This window comes from Rhodopirellula sp. J20-39 (assembly GCF_057365095.1).
The window spans coordinates 2628483-2651638 of the sequence record NZ_CP195123.1 but is presented as its reverse complement, the minus strand read 5'-3'; the positions used below and the strand labels follow the sequence as shown (position 1 = coordinate 2651638).

General features: G+C 54.2%; 19 protein-coding genes and 1 pseudogene. 11 read left to right on the top strand and 9 right to left on the bottom strand.

Annotated elements, in window-relative coordinates:
- Positions 1–129 precede the first annotated feature (129 nt).
- From ACR3ZL_RS09605 to ACR3ZL_RS09580, 6 genes and pseudogenes are all read right to left on the bottom strand, one after another.
- Positions 130–696 (bottom strand): annotated as a pseudogene (locus ACR3ZL_RS09605) (3-keto-alpha-glucoside-1,2-lyase-like domain-containing protein); the annotation flags it as partial.
- Positions 697–926: 230 nt separating this feature from the next.
- On the bottom strand, positions 927–2360 hold the full coding sequence (locus ACR3ZL_RS09600) for a DNRLRE domain-containing protein (protein WP_473653343.1): 1434 nt from the start codon (positions 2358–2360) through the stop codon (positions 927–929).
- Positions 2357–2905, bottom strand: a complete 549-nt coding sequence (locus ACR3ZL_RS09595) for a sigma-70 family RNA polymerase sigma factor (RefSeq protein ID WP_473653344.1) — start codon at positions 2903–2905, stop codon at positions 2357–2359. The genes ACR3ZL_RS09600 and ACR3ZL_RS09595 overlap by 4 nt, the downstream gene beginning before the upstream one ends.
- A 121-nt stretch (positions 2906–3026) precedes the next feature.
- Positions 3027–3158, bottom strand: coding sequence for a hypothetical protein (locus ACR3ZL_RS09590; protein ID WP_473653345.1), 132 nt, complete (start codon positions 3156–3158; stop codon positions 3027–3029).
- A 138-nt stretch (positions 3159–3296) separates the two neighbouring features.
- On the bottom strand, positions 3297–3893 hold the full coding sequence (locus ACR3ZL_RS09585) for a DUF3124 domain-containing protein (protein ID WP_473653346.1): 597 nt from the start codon (positions 3891–3893) through the stop codon (positions 3297–3299).
- A gap of 69 nt (positions 3894–3962) precedes the next feature.
- Positions 3963–5699 carry a potassium/proton antiporter gene (locus ACR3ZL_RS09580; RefSeq protein ID WP_473653347.1) on the bottom strand — a complete coding sequence of 579 codons (1737 nt, stop codon included), beginning with the start codon at positions 5697–5699 and terminating at the stop codon, positions 3963–3965.
- A gap of 318 nt (positions 5700–6017) precedes the next feature.
- On the opposite strand from ACR3ZL_RS09580, the gene ACR3ZL_RS09575 reads away from it, so the two are divergent.
- The gene (locus ACR3ZL_RS09575; protein ID WP_473653348.1) at positions 6018–6764 is read left to right on the top strand and encodes an SOS response-associated peptidase; all 747 of its coding nucleotides are present in this window, start codon (positions 6018–6020) and stop codon (positions 6762–6764) included.
- Between the two features lie 204 nt (positions 6765–6968).
- Positions 6969–8081, top strand: a complete 1113-nt coding sequence (locus tag ACR3ZL_RS09570) for a heparan-alpha-glucosaminide N-acetyltransferase domain-containing protein (protein ID WP_473653349.1) — start codon at positions 6969–6971, stop codon at positions 8079–8081.
- Between the two features lie 31 nt (positions 8082–8112).
- Here ACR3ZL_RS09570 and ACR3ZL_RS09565 read toward each other — a convergent pair whose 3' ends face one another.
- The 3 genes from ACR3ZL_RS09565 to ACR3ZL_RS09555 all read right to left on the bottom strand — a co-directional run bounded on the left by ACR3ZL_RS09565 (position 8113) and on the right by ACR3ZL_RS09555 (position 10995).
- On the bottom strand, positions 8113–8847 hold the full coding sequence (locus tag ACR3ZL_RS09565; RefSeq protein ID WP_473653350.1) for an SDR family oxidoreductase: 735 nt from the start codon (positions 8845–8847) through the stop codon (positions 8113–8115).
- Positions 8848–8868: 21 nt separating this feature from the next.
- A complete protein-coding gene (locus ACR3ZL_RS09560; protein WP_473653351.1) occupies positions 8869–9315 on the bottom strand; it encodes a DoxX family protein in 447 nt (148 codons plus the stop codon).
- 165 nt (positions 9316–9480) lie between these two features.
- On the bottom strand, positions 9481–10995 hold the full coding sequence (locus ACR3ZL_RS09555; RefSeq protein ID WP_486173409.1) for a sulfatase: 1515 nt from the start codon (positions 10993–10995) through the stop codon (positions 9481–9483).
- 635 nt (positions 10996–11630) lie between these two features.
- Between ACR3ZL_RS09555 and ACR3ZL_RS09550 the strand changes: the two genes are divergently transcribed.
- The 9 genes from ACR3ZL_RS09550 (at position 11631) to ACR3ZL_RS09510 (ending at position 23058) form a co-directional block, all read left to right on the top strand.
- A complete protein-coding gene (locus ACR3ZL_RS09550; protein ID WP_486173408.1) occupies positions 11631–13418 on the top strand; it encodes a hypothetical protein in 1788 nt (595 codons plus the stop codon).
- Positions 13419–13761: 343 nt separating this feature from the next.
- On the top strand, positions 13762–15915 hold the full coding sequence (locus tag ACR3ZL_RS09545; RefSeq protein ID WP_486173407.1) for a hypothetical protein: 2154 nt from the start codon (positions 13762–13764) through the stop codon (positions 15913–15915).
- Positions 15916–16066: 151 nt separating this feature from the next.
- Positions 16067–16345: a hypothetical protein gene (locus ACR3ZL_RS09540; RefSeq protein WP_473653356.1), complete on the top strand. Its 279-nt coding sequence runs from the start codon at positions 16067–16069 to the stop codon at positions 16343–16345.
- A gap of 477 nt (positions 16346–16822) precedes the next feature.
- The gene (locus tag ACR3ZL_RS09535) at positions 16823–18445 is read left to right on the top strand and encodes an aminoglycoside phosphotransferase family protein (protein ID WP_473653357.1); all 1623 of its coding nucleotides are present in this window, start codon (positions 16823–16825) and stop codon (positions 18443–18445) included.
- Entirely contained in the window at positions 18442–19335 is an 894-nt protein-coding gene (locus ACR3ZL_RS09530) for a GAK system ATP-grasp enzyme (protein ID WP_473653358.1), read from the top strand. The genes ACR3ZL_RS09535 and ACR3ZL_RS09530 overlap by 4 nt, the downstream gene beginning before the upstream one ends.
- Entirely contained in the window at positions 19332–20468 is a 1137-nt protein-coding gene (locus ACR3ZL_RS09525; RefSeq protein WP_473653359.1) for an HprK-related kinase B, read from the top strand. Before ACR3ZL_RS09530 ends, ACR3ZL_RS09525 begins: the two co-directional genes overlap by 4 nt.
- A 151-nt stretch (positions 20469–20619) precedes the next feature.
- Entirely contained in the window at positions 20620–21303 is a 684-nt protein-coding gene (locus ACR3ZL_RS09520) for a histidine phosphatase family protein (protein ID WP_473653360.1), read from the top strand.
- A gap of 9 nt (positions 21304–21312) precedes the next feature.
- Complete coding sequence (locus tag ACR3ZL_RS09515) at positions 21313–22680, top strand: metallophosphoesterase family protein (RefSeq protein WP_473653361.1); 1368 nt, start codon at positions 21313–21315, stop codon at positions 22678–22680.
- 108 nt (positions 22681–22788) lie between these two features.
- The gene (locus tag ACR3ZL_RS09510) at positions 22789–23058 is read left to right on the top strand and encodes an amphi-Trp domain-containing protein (protein ID WP_473653362.1); all 270 of its coding nucleotides are present in this window, start codon (positions 22789–22791) and stop codon (positions 23056–23058) included.
- Positions 23059–23156: the final 98 nt, after the last annotated feature.

The window sequence follows — 23156 nt, the reverse complement described above, 5'->3', positions numbered from 1 at the left end:
GCTCTATTCTGGGTTGCTACCGAATTTGGGAATACGCGACGATGGAAACACAAGCGTGCGCCGACAGCGGTCACGAACGGTCCGACAAGCATGTTGTTTCTGCTATCGCATCAAAACGCATGATGCGGCCTATGCGTCTGTATTAATAGTTTTGACACTGTCGATTATCAGAGAGGGATCCACTTCGACACGAAAGTTATCCTTCGGTGCGTGACGAATGGCATCGGACGAAAGCGTTGCCTTTTCTTCGCCGTCAATGGACACAACTAGAACGTCGCCGTGAACACGCACAAGCAGGACGTGCCAGGCGTCAACGCTAAGCTGCAGCGGCACGTTCACTTTCGCCTGATCCAATTTCTGTTGTTGTTCGGGCGAGGCCTTGGCCGTTTTCGCCAACTTCATTTCATGCTTGACTTCATAAGCGGTAACGGCATCGGACAACGCTAGTTTGCTATTGCCGACATCGATGTTGAACAGCATCCCCTGCTTGGTCTTTTTGAAAGCTGAATCCCGAAACTGGACTCGGAACGAATCGCTCGGATTGACCAACTTGAATCGCATCTCAAGCGTGCCGCTTTCAAACTCGGCTTTGTGCAGCAGATTGGCTCGGTGCTTGGCGTCCAGATTGCGAGTGACGTGCAGAACGCCCTCCTTCACAACAAACGTGTAATGCTCTTTGGTGTTCAGCTTCCAATTATTGCCAAGCTCTCCAGCATCCCCGTCGACCGACTTCGAATCAAAACCGTCTTCAAAGACAACAGCGGTTTCGGCTTGACTGTTGGCACCGGCCTAGTCAGCGGCAACACTTGCTACCGAGAGCAAAAGGCCCCCCAAAAGCAAACCAAGCTCATTCATTCGTAGCATAGAGAACTTTCTTAAATGACAGTGAAACGCTAAATCAATCCACGTCGCTCAATCGACGCCACTCAATCCGCCAACCACAAATGAAGTGTCGGCGGCCGCAAGGTGTCGTGATAGGAACTCGCGAATGCGTTCCACAACATTTCCTTCTTCGATTCGGTCTCGGCGACCAACACGAGCGACAAAAGTTGATTGGAATCTTCATTGATCCACTCCCTTAGCTCGGCACCCTCGACACGAAAGTTGCCCGTTTGTTGGCCCTTGGGAATCGTGAAGCGGCCAAGCAACCGAACACGGTCGGACTGCTGAGGATCGTCGACAAGACCAGGAAGTTCATCCCACTGGACAGTCCCAGGGGACCAATGGTCCAGTTCGTCGCCGATGACTCCGTAAACTGCAATGACGTAATCAATCGCCTTAGAAGCAAACCCTTTCCCCGAAGGTGTCGCCGTAAGTTGGAGCCTTGCTTTTTCGATATCGGCGTTGGGCAACTCACGCAAATCAAATCGCATACAGATCCGACGATCGAATCGATTTTGTTTGGGCTTATACGTTCTCGCCAATAGGATCGGGTTCTTCTTGTACCGTCCATGATTGTCACGCCGGAACGAACATCCCGCACCGTCTCCCGCTGTCATGGCAATTTGAAAATCGCTGGATTCATTGGGCTCTTCCAAGGCATCGAAATCAGGATCATCGATATCGTCTTTGGGAAGCAATCGAACCGATTTCTCTTTGGCAAGGACACGCTGTTGACCCGACTTACGATGCTTGACATCCACAAAGCCATCAAAGACCTCCACCACCGAAACTCCGTCGTCCTCCACAGTAATACCGAAATTAGTTCCGTGATCGATAAACAAACCATCGGGAGTGTCGATCTTGAAATCGCAAAATTCGTTGTCGACGGTAACGACCAACTTACCGCTATGCAGTTGGCAGTGATCTTTGGAAAGCACTTCCAAGTGCGACGAGCCCTCCAAGTCAACGCGGGCCCCATTGTCGAACCGAATCGTGGCAACTCCTTCGGCAAGCCGAAAATGCCCCACGCCGATCCGCCCACCGTCGCGCGACGTCGTCGTCGCTTCTCGCCACAAGCAACTTGAAACCGATTCAAGCCTTGCGAAAGAATCCGCTTGCTGGTTAGCGAACCAAGTCCAAGCCCCGACCGCTAACAACATGCTCGCCGCCAGAGCCACCAACCGGCCCAGAGGAAACGCCGACGAACCAGCAGCGAAGTCTCGGTCGAGCTCTCGCCTCGGTTTATGATCCGCTTCATGGTGGGATTTCGGTGACACCATGTTCGGCGTTTGCGATAGATCGGCGATCAACATGCCGAGATCAACGTACGCTTCCATCGCTGCGGGCGATTCCGCCAACATCATATCGAGCTCCGCCACTTCGGCATCGCTGATTCGATCTTCACGATAGGCGCTGGCAAGCTCGACCAAACGTTCAAGCTCAACAGGAGTCAGCGACGGTTTGTTATCGAATGTCACGCAAGGTTCTCCCGCTGTGAAATCGTATTGCTGATACAACTGTGAAGTTGCTGGTAAGTTCGATCGAGTCGTTTGTAGATCGCATGAATCGAAACGTTCATTTCCGTTGCAATCTCTTCCACGGTTTGCGATTGGTCGTAACGACGATGCAACGTGTCGAATTGCACGGACTTCAGTTTTGCCAGGCAATCTTTCAAGGCCGCCGAGCGATCGGTCGTTCGCTTGTCCTGGCCGGGTGCCGCGAACTGCACTGCCACGGCTTCAATCACTTCATCGCTTAGCCGGGCACGATCGGACTTCCGGCGACTGTAATAGCTCATCACCTGGAAGCGAGCGATCCTTAACCCCCAAGCTGCAAAGTCGGTTTCTGGCTCAAACTCAGAATACTTTCGCCACATCACCGCACAGGTCTCCTGCAGGATGTCGTCCGCATCCGCACCATAGGGAACGAGTGACAGAATAAGCCCACTAATCCGCTTTTGATTCTGCAGCAACAAACGAGTGAATTGCTCGCCCTGCTCAGTCGAGTTGGGGTTGGTTGTCATGCTAGGGATATATTCGGAGAAACTGCCTATTAGACAAAAATTGCACAGCGGGCCAAACTTTCTGCCGAAAATGGGCGTCGGACCTTCGGCGGGAACCGAAAAGCTAGCCCGGATAGCGGAATTAGCCCAGCGGAATATGCCCAGCGGAATTTGCCCAGCGGAATTTGCCCAGCGGAATTTGCCCAGCGGAATTGCCCAGCAGCAAACTGGCTCGCAGGACTTGTTTGCAGCTACCGAAGCAGGCGCAGATCACCGCCGAATTCCTTCGGTTCAGCATCAAACCTCACCGAGCACCATTGCCAAGGATCAGCAGCCACCGAAATCGGGCGTAGAAAAAAGCGTTCAACCGAAAGCGGAACGACGCCCGCGAAAGAAGCACTACTTCGCGTCGTTACTTCAAGTCTTCACTCAATACGACAGCGGATGCGCTGAACGAGATCCCCTGGGTGCTGCTGGTATCCACCATCACGGTTTCCACAACCGGTTGAGTGACTTCTGTGCCCGCCTGCCATTCGACCACGAAACTGGAACCGCTACCGCCGGTTTTGTCATCTCGGGCAATGACGAATTCAGTCGCCGCTAGCTTGCTCAAACGAAGAGGCTTGCTCAACATCGACCGCAGTTCTTTACCGCCGGTATCAAAATATCGCACTGAGGTCACGACGATCTCGTTGTCGATATCTGTGTTGCGAATATTCAGCGTCACGGTCAGCAAATAAGGCTCACCTTCTTGATGGTAGATGTGCGAATACGCAGGAACGTACAAACGTTGCCCCATGACTGGATGCCACGGAATGACATCCAATTCCGTTCGCGTTTCATCACGTTCCCCCGCAACCTGGTAGGGCACGATCGCCTTGATCGAGCGAAATCGGTACTCCGTATATGCCGCCATCAAAATCATCGGCACGACAACCAGCACGAAGACCATCAACTTGATGCGGCTCGCGATTGTGTCGGTTAGTTCCTGGTTCTCTTCGTTTGACATCAGGCTTCTCTTATCGGAGGGCAGCTAAACGGGAACAAATTGCGGTCGGCGAGGCAGCGACCCAAACAACTACGAAACAGCATTGCCTTGGGGTGATGTAATCGTCATCCCGACAAACTCAATAAGACCATCGTCCGAGATTTCTCGCACGAACAAATCGACTTGATCAAAGCGAACAACCGCTCGCAATTTCAGCCCCTTGGGCCCCAACCTCGCACGCGTTAACTCATCCAAGGTCGCGTCTTTATTTTCGTCTAACACCAGACCATAAAATTGCTCAAGGTCGCCCACGCGAATCGAACCACGCAGCGGAAACTCCATGGTGGCGGGCAAAGCACCACTGGTTTGCGACCGTTGCGAAAAGATGCGGTCCACCATCGCGCGAACTTCTAGCCGTAAAACGACCACCACGTGATCGCCACTCTTCAAGATCGATCGTCCTTGTGGCGGGATGATGTTATCGCCTCGGACGATCAACGCGATGACCACACCTTCGGGCAACGCGAGATTTTTGATCATGCAATTCGCCGCTTGGCAATCTTCGTCGACGTAGTAATCGACGATGTCGCCGTCCACGTCTCGCAGGGACGTGATCTCCAGAGTGACCGGCGGTGGAAGCCTGGACGGAACCTCAAGGTCCAAATACCGGGCCATCGCCGGCAACGTCCATCCCTGCACCAAGGCCGACACCAAGACGACGAAGAACACGGCGTCAAAGATCACCGATGCACCGGGTAATCCGGCCAGCATTGGGAACGTCGCCAGCGTGATCGGTACGGCCCCCTTCAGTCCCACCCAAGACAAAAACGTCAGTTCCCGAAACGAAAACTTAAACGGCGCAGCACACATGAAAACGGCAATCGGCCGAGCAAGAAAAATCAGCACCACGGATATCAATAAAGCCGGAACGGCGATTTCCACCAACCGACTCGGGAAAGACAAAATCCCAAGCGCGATAAACATTAGGATTTGACAGATCCATGCCACCGCATCCTGAAACAACAAGATGCCGCGATAGAAAACCGGTCGCTTGTTTCCAATCACAATCCCGGTCAAATACACCGCCAAAAACCCGCTACCACCCAGCGTGTCGGCGAGCCCGAACGAAAACAAAGCAAGTGCAGTCGCCATGACGGGATACAAGCCGGCGGCATCCAGCCGAATATTCTTCAAGATCCAAGCGCCGCCCCAACCAACACCTGTACCGATCAGAATGCCCATCACGATTTGCTTCACAAACAATAGAAGCAAACCGGTACCGACGGGCATCTCGCCTGTCAGAACCTGAATCAAACCGATCGTCAAAAAGATCGCCATCGGATCGTTTGATCCGCTTTCAACCTCCAAGGTGCTCGCGAGCTTGGGGCGAATGTTCACACCGCCGCCGCGCAACACCGCAAAGACGACGGACGCGTCGGTAGATCCCACAATGCCGCCCAGCAATAAGCCTTCGAGCAACGGCAGATCCAAAATCCAAGAGGCTGCTAGGCCGGTGATCAATGCGGTAATGAACACCCCGACCGTCGCCAATACCCCCGCCGGTCGCCACGCCGATCGAATCGAGTCGTACGGCGTCCGGATCCCGCCATCAAACAGGATCAGACACAACGCCACCGTCCCAATGCCGTGCGCCAGGGCATAATTTTCAAACTCGATCCCGCCGATCCCTTCGGATCCCGCCAGCATGCCCACCAACAAGAAGACGAACAGAACCGGCACGCCCATTCGCGAGGAGAACTTGTTCGACGCAATCCCCAGCAAAAGCAAAATGCCGGTGATCAGGATGATGGTTTCGATAGAAAACATGGACAGTATTGTGCCAGTACAATTACACATCGTCGCGAACGAGACCGAGCCGCATTCAGAATCTAAGTATGGCGCCAGTCGCGGGATAACGGAACAGGACTCTGGCTACCGATCGTGTACGCATCGTTAACCCGCAACTTGCGCCGAAAAGAAGCCATCAAACAACTCATCGAGTCCACCTCAGAACCATTCGCCAGCCTCCGTTGGCTCCCACCCAGGCTGGATTTGGGTTTACGCACTCGGTTGCTGGAACGGTTCGCGATCGTGACCGATGCTCTTTCAACCTAATTCTTCCAATTTCACGAACGGCTGCCCGATATGTGCAATCGATTCAACTTAAAAACCAATCTCGGCACGCTCACCGACTTATTCGATGCGATGCTAGGAAATTCCTTCGAGACGGATGCCGACGTGTTTCCGGGGCGTCCCACTCCCGCTTTGGCGATCAATCGGGATGGCCGGCGAGAATGTTTGCCGATGAGTTTTGGGCTGATTCCGTTCGGCAAAACACCGGCTCAGCAAAAACGGCCATTGACCAACGCCCGTGTCGAGAATTTGGAGAAGTGGCCGTGGCGATCATCGATCAAATCGCATCGCTGCGTCGTCCCCATGAACGGATTCCGCGAACCATGCTATTGGGGTGAAACGGCGGGCACGGAAGTGGACTTCACCACGCCGGAAGATCGGCCGATGTTGGCCGCCGCGATCTTTACCTGGTACGACGCTGCGCCGCCAAGCCAAGGATCCGACATGGAAGGACGCCCCACGTTTTCAATGAGCTTGATCATGCGTCCGGCACTACCGATCGTCATGGAACACGGCCATCACCGATCCCCGTTCTTTCTTACGGAATCGGGTATCGATGACTGGATGACTCGGCAAGCAAGACCGCTCGAAGATTCACTGGCGATCTTGCAGGCCAACGCTGCCGATCCAGAACTTATCCCGACGGTCGCTCGTGAGATGGCCCCAGCTTGGAAGAAGCGGCAGGCCGCCCATTCAAAGAAACGCGATGAACAAATCGAGGCGATTCAAACCGACGGTCCCCTTGGTATCAACCTCTAGGCATGCGTCAGCCAGAAACCGGACGATTCACGCCGCTCCGCTTACGGTTCATGCGTTTTTGGAAAACCGCAGTTGCCAAAACTTTTGGCGGGAAGCATCAAGAATTTCAAGCGACAACCTACCACCATCACCCTACACTGACATGTAGCGAACGGATTCATGGTCAGCACAGGTGCCGCGTTGTTTCAACATGCGGAAGATCGGATGAGTGAGAAAGAAGTTGTCAAACAACGGTTCGAGTTCATCGATCAGTTCCGTGGGTTTGTCGGCATCCTGATGTTGGTCGGCCATTGCTCGTATTACTTCAATTCCATTTGGCTCGACTTTGATCCGCTAGCACCTCAGTTCGACTCGCAAGCACAATTTCTGCTGCGTTATTTCGGCTACCTTTGCGCTCCCGGCTTCTTGATGATGAACGGGGCGATGGTGTGGTGGTTCTATGATCGCCGAATTGCGAAAGGCAGCTCGCGGTGGCAGATCTGCCGAAGCCTGATCGAACGAGGATTGTTCTTAGTCGTCGTTCAAATGACCTGGGTCAATTCCTCTTGGGGTGGGTTCCGAGTTTTCAGACCATGGCACTTGGGTGTGATTTCCTGCATCGGGCTATCGATGATCTGCCTCACACTGATCGTCCATTGGCGGTGGTACTGGCGACTTCTGTTAGCGACAAGCATTTTGCTGGTACACCCGTTTCTGCTAGAAATCCCGTACGATCATGATTCGGCACCGGCACGAGCGTTGATGCAAACGCTGATCGATTCTGGGAAGTTCAACAAGTACCCGCTGCTACCGTGGTTCGCGATGGCGATCCTAGGATCGGTGATGGCGACCTGTTGGCTGCAGCTATGGAAGACGGACGGCGAGCGGATTCGCAAATCGCTACCCATCGCCGCTGGTGCTTTTCTTGCCGCGTTCTTAATACGATTCAATGGTGGCTACGGGAATCTTTTTCCCTATTCGGCCGTTGGTTCATGGGACTTCTTCATGGACCAGAAATACCCGCCTAGTCTATTCATCAGCTTATGGCTTTTTGCAGCCGTCGTATTGATGGTCACCCTCATGATCGCAATCGGACGAATCGCACCGCGAGCGTTATCGATGTTCAGCGTACCAGGCAAAGTGCCGCTGTTTTTCTATGCGGTGCACCTTGCCATCTTAGGAGTCGGCATCAAGCGAACTGGACTGTTTTATCGCGCCGGTGGAGTCACTGAATCCTTACTGGCGGCGGTGGTCTTGCTGGCGATCATGCTGCCGCTTTGCAATTGGTTCTACGGCGTCCGCACCCGCAGCAGCAACTACTTCATACGAATGATGTAGTGAATCGTTGGATCGAGATTCTTTTTCCAAATCAATTCGACATCCCACCATCGGCTCGAATGTGCTGGCCGGTGACCCACGCGGAATCCTTACCAGCCAGAAACGAGACCACGCCAGCGACATCGTCGGGCGTTCCGAGTCGCTTGAACACCGAAAGCTGGCGAAACATCTCTTTCCTGTCTTCGCCGCTTTCGTCGAACATGCCCGGAACAGTCGCTCCAGGGCGAACGCTGTTGATCGTAATTCCACGTGGTCCAAGCTCATGCGACATGGATACCAACATCGCGTCAATGGCTGCTTTGGTTGCAGCGTAGACGCCCATTCCAGGACGCGGACGTTCCGCTAATTGCGACGAAACGAATACCACTCGGCCATTTTCACGAACGCGACGAGCCGCCTCGCGAAGGGTCAAGAACGCGCCTCGCAAGTTCACGGAAACGAGCTTGTCGAAATCATCGATCGAACAATCCACAACCGGACCGCCGTTCGAGATACCTGCATTGGCAACGACCACGTCAACACCACCAAACTTCGCTTCGGTGTCATCGAACAGTTTTGACATTTGGCTTTCGTCGGTGATGTCAGCGGACAATGCGATCGCGTCGCCTCCATTCTGCACAATGCCATCGACAACCTTACTGGCCGATTCGTGGTCCGAACCGTAATGGACAACCACGTTCATCCCGTCGCTGGCAAGCCGCTGGCTGATGCCACTGCCGATCCCGCCTGATCCGCCCGTGATGATTGCTGTTCGTTTGTTTTGCACGCTATTCTTTCGATTAGAAACTTAGGTCTGGTTCGCAAATTCAGCTTGCGGTTTTGTTTTCAAACGCAACGAGTCGACGGTGTAAGTATCCTGTTCCCGCAACAACCAAAGTGCAACGCAAGCGGCCAGCATGGGGAAGGCAGCGAAGAAGAGCAGGTTCGGCTTTTCCCAGGGGTTGAAGTATTGCGGATAAGCACTGAGCGTTGAGATCGTGTGCAGGATCGCGATCAGCAAGTAAGAGACCGAGCGAAATGTGCCGGTTAAGAAAGCCACGACCAAGATCATCTGGACCGCTCCGATGGAATAGGCCGCAGCCTCGCCGAGTCCTTCGATCATGTAGTACTTCTCGAACACAACCGCTGCGTGAGCAGGGTTCAAGAACTTGTCGAGTGTCCACATCACAAAGACGATGCCAACGCCCAGTCTCATTAGAAGCAAACTAGTCGACAGACGTTTTTCAAATGACATCGTGGGTCTATCCAGATTGCTCAGGCAAAGAAAAGAGAGAGACCGAACGTTGTCGTCTCAATGGGATAATGAACGAGTCATCATCAAATCCGCCGTCACATCGAAGGGAACCGCGATGCAGTGATTACTGCCATCGGTCGGGAATGCCACTGATGTACCTGAAAACTAAAGATCGTTGTCCCGAACCGCTTGCAACTTATCGGCGAGCTTCGCTTGCATGCGTTTGACAATCGTCTGGTGGGCCGGATCCTTCGCCAGGTTATTGAACTGCCCCGGATCGGTCTCCGTGTCATAGAGTTCGATTCCGCCGGATGCGTTTTCCTTGTATTGCAGATAAGCGTATCGGCTTTCTCGCAACAAAAACCCTTTCCGCATCGGCGCGACGCTGAATGCTGCGTCACGCACCGTGACAGATGGGTCGTCAAGCGTTTTTGAAAAATCGATCCCCTGCAAGTGACTGGGTGCCCCGATCCCACACAACGCAGCGGTCGTCGGATACAAATCAATTAGTTCAACAAGCGAATCGCAAACCGCAGGCTGCTTACCTGGAACGCAGACGATCAACGGCACGCCAGCAGACTCATCCCGCATACTGACCTTGGCCCAGAAATCGTGTTCGCCCAAATGGAACCCATGATCGCTTGTGAAGACCACGATTGTCTCTTCGGTTAACCCCAGTTCATCGAGCGAGTCGATAATCTTGCCGACTTGGGCGTCGACGTATGCGACCGATGCGTAGTAGCCGCCGATCGCCTTCTTTTGGCGGCGGATATCCATCTTCATGTTGTCGCTGGTTTTGTAGTTGACGCCAAGCTTGGGAATGTCGTCCCAATCGCCAGGCACCTTATCCGGTAACTTCATGTCGGCGTATGGCTTGTAAGGATCGAAATAGATGCTTGGTGCAACGAAGGGAACGTGCGGTCGCACGAAACCGACGCCGAGCCAAAACCGTTCGCCTCGATGTTCCTTCAGCAACTCAACCGCCTTCGTCGCCGTCCTACCGTCGGAATGGACTAGGTCATCGCCATCCGCTTCGACAACGACAAAGGTGTTGCCGCCCATAACTGGCTTGCTACCGTCCGGATTGTTTTCGAGCGTCTCGCCCAACCCCGGTGCCTTCCATTCAGGCCCCTGGCTGTTGAAACGTTCGGTCCAGGAAAGAGCGTCATCCGCACCATCGCCGCCCTTTTCGATCTCACCGGGAACTCCCATGTGAAAGATCTTGCTGACTCGCGCGGCATAGTAGCCGTTGTCTTTGAACAACTGCGACCACGTTGGACGGTCGCCTATCTGGGGCCGCGGGTTCGCATATCCTAGAACTCCCGTCGCATGAGGGTAGTAACCCGACATGAACGAAGCACGTGACGGTCCGCAATAGGTCCCCTGACAGAAAGCTCGGGTGTATCGCGTGCCTCGGGCGGCCAAGCGATCGATGTTCGGTGTTTGACAAACCTTGTTGCCGTAACACGACAAAGCGGTGTAGTTCAGGTCATCCGAAACAATCAACAGCACGTTGTAAGCACGAACTGGGTCTCGACCAGAAGCCTGCGGTTCCGATGCATTTTCAACCGCCCCCGAAACATGATCGGACGCAACGATAGTCGAGCCGAGGCAAAGGCAGGCCAATGCAGCAAGCGGTAACGAACTAAGCCGCCCCGAAGTGGATCGTTTTGTTTTCACGGTAGGTACGCGTTTCACAGTTCGAGGAGGGGACAGCGGCTCCGGACATTGTAGTGGCCACCCCCTGCCGCCAAAGCCTCATCTCAACCGCGGCAGGTACCGATCACGGCAAAACTGACGACGTCATTCGGCCGCCCCAAAGCCACCTTTGGCCGGCCTCCACCCTGGATAGAAACCAACCATTCAGGGGCCCGCTTAGCGGAAGGTACCGGCAGCGAATCAACGGGCGGTCTGCGGAGGGGGCCGCAGGGCATCGAGCAATTCTCCCCGGCTGACGCGTTTGGCCTCGGGTACGGGACAGTCCGGCAGGAATGGCTGGGGGGATTGCGTTATGTTGCGAAAATGCAACGTCTGTGGCGGCAACGAAACCGACTCGGCAATTTGGCGAATTTAACGCATCCCAGGTTGGGCAAAAGTGTCGTTTTTAGCAGGTTTTTTCCACAATTTCCTGAAGACTTGCCTAGGCTTGTACAGCGTGGACGTTTTCGTCCACGATTGCAGGCTCGCAGCCGAATTCGGACGACTCGGAGACATTCCGGCCTTTCCTGGAAACGCTTCGATGCAATCATGACCCATCGACGACATGGCGTCGTCACGGGGAAAAGATTGACCTGCCAGTTTCAACAAGGAACATCATGAATCTGACTGTCAGTAAGAACATGCGCCGAACTCATCGCCGATCATTCACTTCCCGCCGCGCCGCTCTGCTTGCTCTTATCGCGAGCATGACCGCCGCCAGTACATCCGCTCAAGCACAAGAAAGCTGCTGTTTCGAGCCTGCGTACCGCTTGGAATGCGAAACCGTCATGCAGCCCGAAACGGTTCAGCGGATGCGGTTGACCTACGAAACCCAAATGGTCGAAGAGGAAGTCACCAGCTATCGTCCGGTCCTGAAGACCCGCACGGAAGAACGTGAGTACCGCGTTGCCAAACCGGTAACCGAAACCAGTTACCGAGAAGAACGCTTCACCGTTTACAAGCCGGTCGTCGAAACGGCGTACCGAGACGAAACGGTTACTCAAACTCGCTACGTCAACGAGACCGCTGAGCGTGAAGAGCAGGTAACGACTTACCGCCCGGTCACCGAAACGCAGATGTACCAACAACAGTACACCGTGCAGCGTCCGGTTACTGAAACGCAAATGGTGCGTCAGCAATACACGGTCCAGCGTCCGGTTGCGGAAACTCAGTACCAAACCGATACGGTCACTTCGTACCGTCCGGTCACGACCATGCGAGCTCAAACCGTGGATGCGGGCGGTTACGTCCCACAAACCACGGTGACGCCAGGACAAGTGGGTGTCGGCTTGGGCTGGAATCCGCGCGCCTATGCGGTCCCTGGACCGCTGGGAATCCTTGCCTGGAATCGAGGTGCTTACACGCCCGTGCCCGTTGCAACGCCGCCCCAGGTCCAAACCCAAATGGTTTATCGACCAAACTTGGTTCAGCAACAAATCGCGCAAACCTCCTACATGCCTGAAGTGCAACAGGTCCAGCGTCCCGTGACGGTCATGCGAATGCAACAAGAAGTGGTTGCGCGAGATGTACCGGTACAGGTGCAAAAGATGCAACAGGAAGTCGTGACCCGGAACGTGCCTGTTCAGCGCACCCGAATGGTTCCTCAAACAACCGTTCGCAAAATTCCCTACACCGTCCAACGCCCCGTCACGGAAACACTGACCCGCAAGGTACCAGTGCAAAAGCGACGTTGGGTTGCGGAAGAACAAGTTCGCAAGGTCCCCGTTCAGTCCACTCGAATGGTCTACGAGACTCGCCGCGAACCGGTCACCGTGAAGTACTACGAGCAAGAAGAAGTGCGTCGTAAGGTAATGCGTCCGGTCACTGTGCCGAAGTACGAACCGTACACGGTCCAGCGAATGGTTCCTCGTCAAGTCGTGCAGCGTATGCCGCTGTCTTACGTTGACCCGTTCAGTCCAGCGATCCGCAGCGGATATTCATCGTTCTCGCCGGTCATCGAATCGTCACCAACCTACTCGTACCCTTCGACGGACTATCCAAGTTCATCTTCGATCGTGACTCAACCGGGTGACTCGATTAGCAGCAACCGCTTTTCGATTGACGACGATGGTGATTCGGTCCTCGAAGCACCCGCACAAAGCGATACGCCGCGTCCGCAGTCTCGGTTGGGCGACGTTGAATTCAGTGCTCCCGAGCGAGAAAACTCGGATTCGGACCTGAACGAACTGAACGATATGTTCGACAACAACAATTCCATCCAAGACCTGCCTGATCCACGGGACGAAAGTCCACTCAATCGCCCTGAATTGGATGAACGAGAGGCCTCTTATCGGACCGGCCGTTCACCTCGGCCGACGTTCCGCCCAATCGGCTATCGCGAAGCCAGTGAGCGTAATACTGCGAATCGAGTGATCTGGAATCCCACGTTTGCTCGCAAAATGTAGTCGAACTGGCTGGAGTAGGCTCCAACTGACAACAATCGCAGTTGGAGCCAAACCACCCTTCCTCACCCCCCGTATCCCGGCGTGGCAAGCGCCGATCATCAACCGAGGACGTCGGACGGGATCTCGCTAACGTGAAATCCGCGTGCAATCGATCGGCTTACGGCTTAGCGAAATTCAGCCGCGTAGGCCGGAAAATCGGCTCATTCGCTGCGTATCCCGGACTCGCCCCCACTTCAACGCCCCACGTCTTCTTTCGGGCGAACAAAACAGCAGACAACCAATTAGAATGGACCGTCGCTCGTCCACTTCTTTTCGCACCTGCCCTTGATGGTTGCCTGGCTCCATGTTCGCCAACGTCGCTAAGCCAAAATCCCTGCTCTTGTTCTGCGGCGTCCTACTGACGCTGTGGTTTGCCCCGCCGACCTGCCACGGCCAGCGACCACTCTTCCAAGCCGACGATCCGGCTGTCGAGCAAACCATGCAGCGAGCCGGTCGCAGCCCGACCGAGTTGGGTAAGGCCATTTCCGCTCTGGCCCGAATGGGTGAGTTCGAGAACGTCGATCAGCTACTCTCGTCGATCGACCAACGCGGCTACGACGCGAAACAGAAAACGCAAGTCGCTTTGCAGATCACCGCCTCGCAGCGATTACAAATCGTGACCCACGAAAAGAGCACGGCTGCCGCGGTGAAGATGATCGACGACCTGTTTGAACTGAAAGCCAAACAGCTTGCTTCGCCGGCCAGAATCTCGCAAGCGATCGGTGCATTGATGGGCGATAACGCGGACCAAACGCTGCCCGCGATGCGAGTGCTCTTCGCCGGTGGCGAGGCTTCCACGGCGGCGCTGGCCGGTGCGATCGCCAACACCGAAGACGCTGACGAACGTGAACGGTGGCTCAACGCACTGTTACGTATCGACCGAGAATCGGGGGTCTCCGCCTTGCAGCGTTTGGCCTTATACGGAACCGAAAAAGTCCGTGACGGTGCCATCGCTGGGCTGCTTCGCTTAGGTGGCGTTGGATTCACCACGGAACTGTTCACGGCGTTGTACCGAACCGATGCCAAGACTTCCCAAACACGTGATCGCGTTGCCGCTGCACTGCAACGACGCGGCGAGACCATTCCATCCAAAGCAGTGGTCGTTCGGAATCTGCGAGACCGTTTGATCGAAGCGGATCGTGTTGCCGCGGAAAGCGTCCGGCAATTCGGCCGGGCTGACGCATGGGTCATGAATGCCGAACTCAACGGCGTGCAATCGCAACGTGTTCCAGCCTGGATGCTTGCTTTCAGAGACGCGGCGGATGCTGCAACTCGGCTGATTGCGGTCGGTGACAACGACCCTCAAAGCGTGCTGATGCAAATCAACTCGCTGCTCGCGAACTACCTTACCAACGACCCCGACTGGGGCGACGACCAACAGATCGCGTCGTTCTATCAACAGAACATCATTCCGGTGCTGGTCAGTACGCCGAGCGAAGCGACATCGAATCCAAACAGTCCTGTCTCCGCCAACCACTCCGCGTCTCGGCAAGTCGCCGATACCGTTCAGCTGGCGTTAAGCCGCGCCGTCGCCACCAACAATGACCCTGCAGCCCTCGGCGCCGTTCGACTGATTCGTTCCGACTACGCCTCCTGGTCTGATTGGCTGGTACAGTCCAACGGTCAAGTTGCACCGATCGTGGCCGCCGTTGATCATCCCAGCAGCACCGTGCGATACGAAGCCGCCGCCGCGATCGCCGCGTTGCAACCTAGCGCGCCGTACGCAGGTTCAAGCCGTGTGGAAGATCGCTTGATCCAGATGAGCCAGCTGAGTGACCGTGGTACTGCGTTGGTCCTTGAAAATCGACCCGAAGTGGTTTTGGTGTGGGAGCGATTGATGAACCAAGCCGGGTTGTCGACGACATTCGCCACCACCGCTCGCCAACTTGAACGGATCGCTGCTACGGGCGAAGACATCCGACTGATCGTTTCCAAACGCGAACCCAAAGACGCGTCGGCGATCGAGGTGATCGACATGGTGCGCCGCATTTCGATGACGCGTGATGTCCCGATCCTGATCGCGATCGACCCGCCTAACGTTCTCGATCCGATCATCGAGGAAAAAAAAGAAATTCAAACAGTGGGCGGCGTCGCATTGTCCGAAAAAGACGCCGCACTCGCAGCCGAATACGCAGCAACTTTGCCGGACAGGTATGGCGTGATCGGCGGTATTGAAAACATCGAAGGCGTGATCGAGAAGGAATTGCTGTACGAGGATCTCGATATCGACTCGACGACTCGCCGCGAACTGGACATGGAAATCATCGGCATGTCCCGCTGGCAAGACCAATCGCTGCGGGCTGGATTGATCCGCCAAATGGTTCGCCCTCGAAGTGTCGCTGGCTTGTACGAAATACTGCTGGACAGCCGACGACGCCAACACCTGCCGCCGCTCAGCCCGGTGGATCGAGTCATGTACCGGCAAATTGCATCGAACGCATTGGCCGCAAGACAATAACCTTCAAGCGGTAAACGGTAGGCTTGATACCGACATATTCATACGTCGTTACTTCGTGCCCTCCGCCACCCAAGATGCGACAACGACCAACGTCGTGTATTCTTTCACGAAGCGACCCGAACCTCTCACCGCAAACGACCTGGGCCTATAAATGACCGACAATCCTGCTGAAGAAGAAGCGACGCCGGAGCCTCAGTTTTCCAAAGAAGAACTTCGGCTGGCAATGAAGGCATTTCGCAAACGCATCAAGCTCATGCGTTTGGACGAAGAGTCTCGCTTGGGATACGGCCCGATGTCATCTGGCGGCAAATCATCTATCGCTGCAATCCGTCCACCGGATCAATACCCAATCGAACTCTGGCGAGCCCTGGCCGACAAAGGCAAGCTGAAGCGAGAAGGCGGCGGGCTGTATTCGTTGGTTGATAACTAGCAAACCGGTCGATCTGGTCGTCGATTCCTCGACACCAAATATGAAGTTTTGATGATTCTCAGCCAGTTTGACATCCGTTCATCGTTGCCCCCTCTTCCACTGCATTCAGCTTTGGCCGACGATTGACCAACAAGCTTCAAGGTTTTTGAATGCAAGACACCTGGGCAAGAAGCCTCTTCGCTTAACGCGTTTTGCAGAAAGACTTACCGAAAAAGCATTGAACGTAAATTCCACGGAACGAAAAGTCCACTGGATGCAAGGTCAGCCGATCGCTAGCCGCTTACTCCCACAAGAGTCCGGGTGTAGCCTGCTGAAATCGGGCCTTGATGCTTGAAAAAGATGCTCTCAAAAGGCAGTAGGAAGCCGAGCGTCGTTTCATTGGCCCCTGCGCGATGACCTCGAGGCTGACTGAGCACGACCATCACTGGCATTCGCTCGGGCAAGAACCCATCAGTTGTTTCACTCTTCAATTTCCCGATGCGACTTCCTCAAACCATCCGCGACAATCTGCAGTTCATGTTGGCAGAGACCAGCACGCAGTTAGGTAACCTAACTACCTTGTTTGCGGAACCTTCCCCGGAACTCACTCAACGAATTTTGGATCGTCGCGGATACGCATACAACCTGAAGATGCGGATCCATGACGCTTGTATTCATGCAGTCCGGAACGCGGACGAAAGCGAGAGACTGGAAACGCATTCGCTAAGAGCGGCGGAGTCCATCGCAACGCAACTGGAACGCTTAACAGGACTTGTCCACGATTGTGCCCGACAGCTCGAAGGCTGCAAACGGCGAGGAATCCTGAAGTCACTCTCGGCAACTGGATTGCTCCAAGACGTGCAAAAAGGCATCGAGCTCATTCGTGTCGGCATCGAAGAGGAGGGCACCAAGACGGCAATGAAGGTCAGCGATTTAGCTGTCGCGATGTCGTCCAAACACGAGAGTTTTTTCGAAGGCCAATCTCGCGACCTGCAAAGTATCGATCACCCTGATCGTGTCCTGACGGCGTTCTTCATCGCAACGCAATTGAACGAGATGAGTGTCGTATTGCGGGACGTGAGCGAATCAATGGTGGGCGCCCGGTTGGGCCAACCGTTGCAGCGAGACCGTTTCCGATTGCTGGAAACCGCGTTCGAAGACCTCGGCATTGATCGCTCCGATGTCGCGAAGGTTGCTGAAACCAACTCAGGCACTAACATCTCGCGAATCGGATGCGAAGAGGAACATGGCTTCGCGGCGATTGTGAAAGATGGCGAAAAACGAAAGCTGAAAGAAGAACGCAAAAGCGTCAACAACTGGCACGAAATCTTTCCTGGCATCGCACCGAAAATTTTGTCGTACCGCAAGAGCGGTGAAATTGCTTCGATGACGATCGAGCATCTTCCCGGTCTGACATTCGACCGAGTGCTGATGTCATCCACTGACGATCAATTGAAGTCAGCCCAGCGTCAATTGTCTAAAACGCTAAGAGCCGTATGGCGAGAAACGAAATCAGATAAACAGCTACCACCTAACCACATTCCGCAATTGCGTAAACGATTCGGCAGCGTGTTAGAGGTCCATCCGGAATTCGGCAACGGCAAAGGCCGCATCGGTCGAGCACGGACTCACTCGTTGAACGAATTGATCGCGATCACGGAAGAACGCGAAGCAGCCGTCAAGCCTCCATTTTCCGTGTACATCCATGGTGATTTTAACTTAGACAACATCATCGTTGATCCCGCCGAAGAATACGTCAACTTCATCGACCTGCATCGGTCGTGCTACGCTGACTACACGCAAGATGTGTCGGTATTTATGGTTTCGAATTATCGGCTTCAAGTCCTCGACCAACGAACTCGCCACCGGATCACCGAGGTTGCCGAAAACATGCACGCGACGGCGAAGAAGTTCGCACGACAACAAGACGATGCGACGTTCGAATTGCGGCTAGCTTACGGATTGGCGAGATCCTTCATCACTTCAACACGATTTATACTGGATCGTGAGCTCGCCAAATCAATGTATCTACGCGGGTGCTACATCTTAGAACGCACCCTTGCCCAACCGATCTCATCCGCCCCCGATTTTCGCTTGCCCATTCGTGAGCTCTTCTCATGACCGAAATGCGAGTTGGGGTGATCGGCATTCCAGGAAAGTGGTCGACCGAAGTACTGGCCGATGCACTGGAACGGCTGACAGGTTTCCGATTGATAGTCAGCATGCAAGACGTGTGTGCAAATCTGTCGACCGGTCAATTGATGGCCGGCGGAACGGCCTTGTGCCAGTTAGACGGCTTGGTCGTCAAGAAAATCAGCCAACAATATTCGCCCGCCACATTGGACCGAATCGAACTATTGCGTCTGGCCGAGCACGCGGGTGTCCGTGTCTTTTCGCCCTCGGAAACGATCATTCGGATGATTGATCGTTTAGGCTGTACGATGACCCTGCGTAATGGCGGGATCCCGATGCCCCCAACCGTCGTTACGGAAAACCGAAACGAAGCGATCCAGGCAATTCAGCAATTCGGCACTGCGGTTTTGAAACCTCTGTATTCAACCAAAGCTCGCGGGATGGAACTGGTTAACGCCGCTTCGCTAAACAACGATGCGGTCGGAGATGTTGTCGATCGTTTCAAAGTCGAAAACCCGATGATGTACATCCAAAAAAAGGTTGAACTTCCCGGCCAAGATATGGGAATGGTTTTCTTGGGTGGGCAATACCTGGGCACCTACGCTCGGGTTAACCAAGGTGAAGCTTGGAACACCACGATTCAAAGTGGTGGTCGATACGCGGCATATACGCCACCGCAAAGCACGATCGATCTCGCGACGCGTGCCCAGTCGCTGTTTGCCATGGATTTCACAACCGTCGATGTCGCCGATACAGACGACGGCCCCATCGTATTTGAAGTGTCCGCGTTTGGCGGTTTTCAAGGTGCGAAAGACGGCATCGGCATCGACGCCGCCGGCCTGTATGCCGATTATGTATTAACGGAACTGGCAAAATGAACAAAGTACAAGACATCGCCCAACAGTTGCTCGATGGCGTCGACCTGTTGCCGAAATCGGTTGTCCTTGAACTCGATCGATTCCGAATTGAAATCCGTTCCAACTCGGCCGGTTTGCTGGACCGATTGCGAAGCTACTTTGCACATGTAGTTGTCGACGGTGCCGCCGAAGTAGTCATCCATGCGATCGAAGCACCGTCGACCGACCTCGGGTTTACCTACCAAAATTGGCGTCGCGAACCGGGCAAGACAGGCCGTAAAGATGCCTACGTGAACCTGTATGAGCAAACCACTGGCGACAACCAGAAATGTATCGGTCGGCTTGTCCGAAAAGTCCGTACGGGAATGCTGTTCCTGCAAAGCGAATCGGTGCGAGTCGCTCACGGTCCGTGCATCGCGAATGACAACCAGATCATCAACTTCGTGAATTGCCAATACATGAACTGGCTACAACATCACGACGCGGTCATATGCCATGCCTCGGGCATCGTTATCGAAGAACGAGCATTGGCCATAGCCGGATTTTCAGGCGGTGGAAAATCATCGCTGATGCTGCGTATGCTCGAATCCGGTGAAAGCCAGTTTCTTACGAACGATCGACTATTCATTGCTCCGGGTAACCACGGTGATGTGCGTGCGTTTGGAATCCCCAAGCTACCCCGCGTGAATCCAGGCACGATTCTAAGCTTGCGATCGCTGCGTTCGATGCTGGATGATCATCAACGAGAATCACTGGAAGCGTTGCCAGCAGACGAGCTCTGGAATTTGGAACAGAAGTTCGATGTCGACATAGCCGAGCGATACGGCGACAATCGAATTGCGTTGCAGTCGCAATTAACCGATCTGTTGATCCTAAACTGGAACCGTGATTCCGAACGAGCCTGCCAGATCGCTCCGATCAACATTCATGAGCGGCCTGACCTATTAAAAGCGGTCATGAAAAATCCGGGGCCTTTCTATTCGGATTCCCAAGGCGCGTTCCAGTCAGATCTGCCCGAGACCAATCCAGGCCCCTACCTGGACTACCTCAATGCCGTCAATGTTTGGGAAGCAAATGGCAAGGTCAATTTCGAAGTGGCCGCAGCACAATGCGAATCGATGCTACGGTCAGCAGCTTGCTTGAAACAATCGTAGACTAAGTACAACGAACTCTTTCCCAAAATAGTCTGTTGCGGTCCCATTTCGTTTCCGTTGTTAAAGGAACGAGGCCAGTCAGCCGCCCGGCGTGCTACGATCCAATTGAATCCGATCATCCTTGAATCCAGTCAACAAGACGAGCACGACCATGAGTGAACCGATTTGCATCCTCGTGCGACACGGCGATTACCACCAACTGGCCAACACACCGAGTGCTCATCAACCATTCGCGCTGACCGAACTTGGTCGGCAACAAGCGACCGAAGCCGCGAATCGCATTCAGGAAATTGTTGACGAACAAGGGTGGTCGTTGCACCACCAAGTTCACACATCGAGCCTATTGCGGGCATGGCAAACGGCACAACTCGCCATGGCCGAATTACCAGAGTGCGATCAACTAACCCAAACCGATCGCCTGACCGAACGTTGTGTTGGCAACGGTGCAAACCTGACTCGCGACCAAATCGAGACGGCACTCGCCCAAGATCCACGACTCGATCCGCTACCCGAAGATTGGAAATCCAATAGTCATTTTCGATTACCGTTCGTCGGTGCTGAGTCACTGCTTGAATCCGGTGAACGAGTGGCTAAATACATCCGAGAAACTATGAACGCCGTCGGGCAATCTGGCCAGGCCGTCTTATTCTTTGGGCACGGCGCATCGCTGCGGCACGGAGCCCACCACCTCGGTGCCATTCCCCTTAAGCGAGTAGGTGAACTCAGTATGTACCACGCTCATCCGGTGGCATTAGCTCAGTCGAGCGACGGGTCGTGGCGTCAGGTTGCTGGACAGTGGAAGAATCGCCTCGCTGAAACAAGCCCGCTGGATTGAGGTCGACATATGCCTACACAACAAATTGCACCCGATGTGATTCCACGGTACCAAGGTCGCAAATGGATCGAGGTAAACCTTCCCAAAACGGCATGCGATTGGTCACAAGGTGGCGATAAATCGATCGTGACCGAAGACGGCAATACAGGCACGCTGATCGAAACGCTACGCAGTATTAATGACAGCGATTCTTGGAAGTGGCCTAAACGCAAACACTACTTCATCTCCGATTTGCATGCAGACCCCGATGCGTTTGCAGCCTCACTGGTAGCGTCGGGTGGGGTCAGACAACTCGGTCCTTTGCCGCGAGAATTTGAGCTGACTAAAGCAGGCCGTAAAGCCGTTTTTGTTATCGGGGGTGACTGTTTCGACAAAGGTCCAAGCAACCTAGAACTCTTACGCGGCGTTCGACATCTGAAGGACCGCGGTGCACGACTACGGATCCTAGCGGGTAACCACGACATTCGGTTGCTGTTTGGCATGCGGGTCGTTGGCGAAAACAAGGATGTTCGAAACGAACACTTCTTCGTTCGAGCGGGACAAAAGATCATTCCGCTACTGAAAGAAATTGTTGATACGTATCTACCTGCCAAGAAGATGTCGACGATTCCAGATACCGCGACGTGCCGCGACCGGCTATTCCCACGCCAATCTTGGTTCGACGAATTTCCTAAGATTCAAGGCGGCGACATCGTGCCCGCCCAAATGGAGCGTGAACTGAACCGGATCGCAAAGAAGGTTGAAAACTTCGAGCGTCATTGCGGCGACCACAATCTAGATCTCCGCCAGGTCTACGCGGCCACCCAACAATGGAAGAAACTCTTCTTGAAACGCGGCGGCGAGTTTCGCTGGTTCTACCAGAATCTTCGGCTTTGTTATCGAAGCGGATCGTTCTTGTTTGTGCATGCGGGCGTTGACGATTGCGTGACCAAGATGCTTTTGAAGCACGGAACCAAGTACATCAACGAACAATTTCACGTTGCCATGAAAGAAGCGCCATTCGACTTTTACTATGGGTCGCTTTGCAACACGATTCGAACAAAGTATCGAGACGTCGATCGACCGTTCACTCGAAAAGGTGCACGCAACGTGCATCGTGCCGGCATCACAGCGATCCTGCACGGCCACCGCAATCTACATCACGGCCAACGATTGTCGCTTCGTCAATCTCAAATCAACTTTGAGTGTGACACCAGCCTTGATCGTCACACACGACGTGTCGAAAACGTCAACGGCCGCGGAGCATCCGTGACGATCATCGAACCCGCGGGACGCATCTTGGGGGTAAGCTCAGACTTTCCCCAAGTCAAAGTGTTCGCCCCGCAACAAACGCTCAATGCCCTGATCAGTCAATGCCCTGGTCAATCAAGAACCTGATTGCGAACAGACCTGATTGCGAACAGACTTGGTTGCTCAGGGGCCTGAGCAGTCTACATGTTCGATAGCCAATGCACTGATCACAGACCCCCAAGCTGAACCCACACGATGAAACAGAGCACACGATTCCGCCATGAATCCTTACAGGACTCCGAATCCGTCAAAACGTTGCTGAATGCGTTGGTCGACGGCATCGCCAAAGGAAAGATTGCCCTCGAAGACGAAGACGGCACGATGGTGATCAAACCAAAAGGACTTTCCAACCTGAAGATTTCGGCGTCTCAAGACGAAAAGAAAAGCAAACTCTCGATCCGGCTGACTTGGTTGGAAAGCACCGATCCGGTTCGCGAAAAAGACATCAAGATCTCGTCGAAATAAATGGCATGTGTGGCTGTACCGCCTCATGCCTTCACGCCGAAACGCCTCCTGCAATACCTTGCGGCATGCACGATGCGGTGCCGCAGCGTCTCGACGAT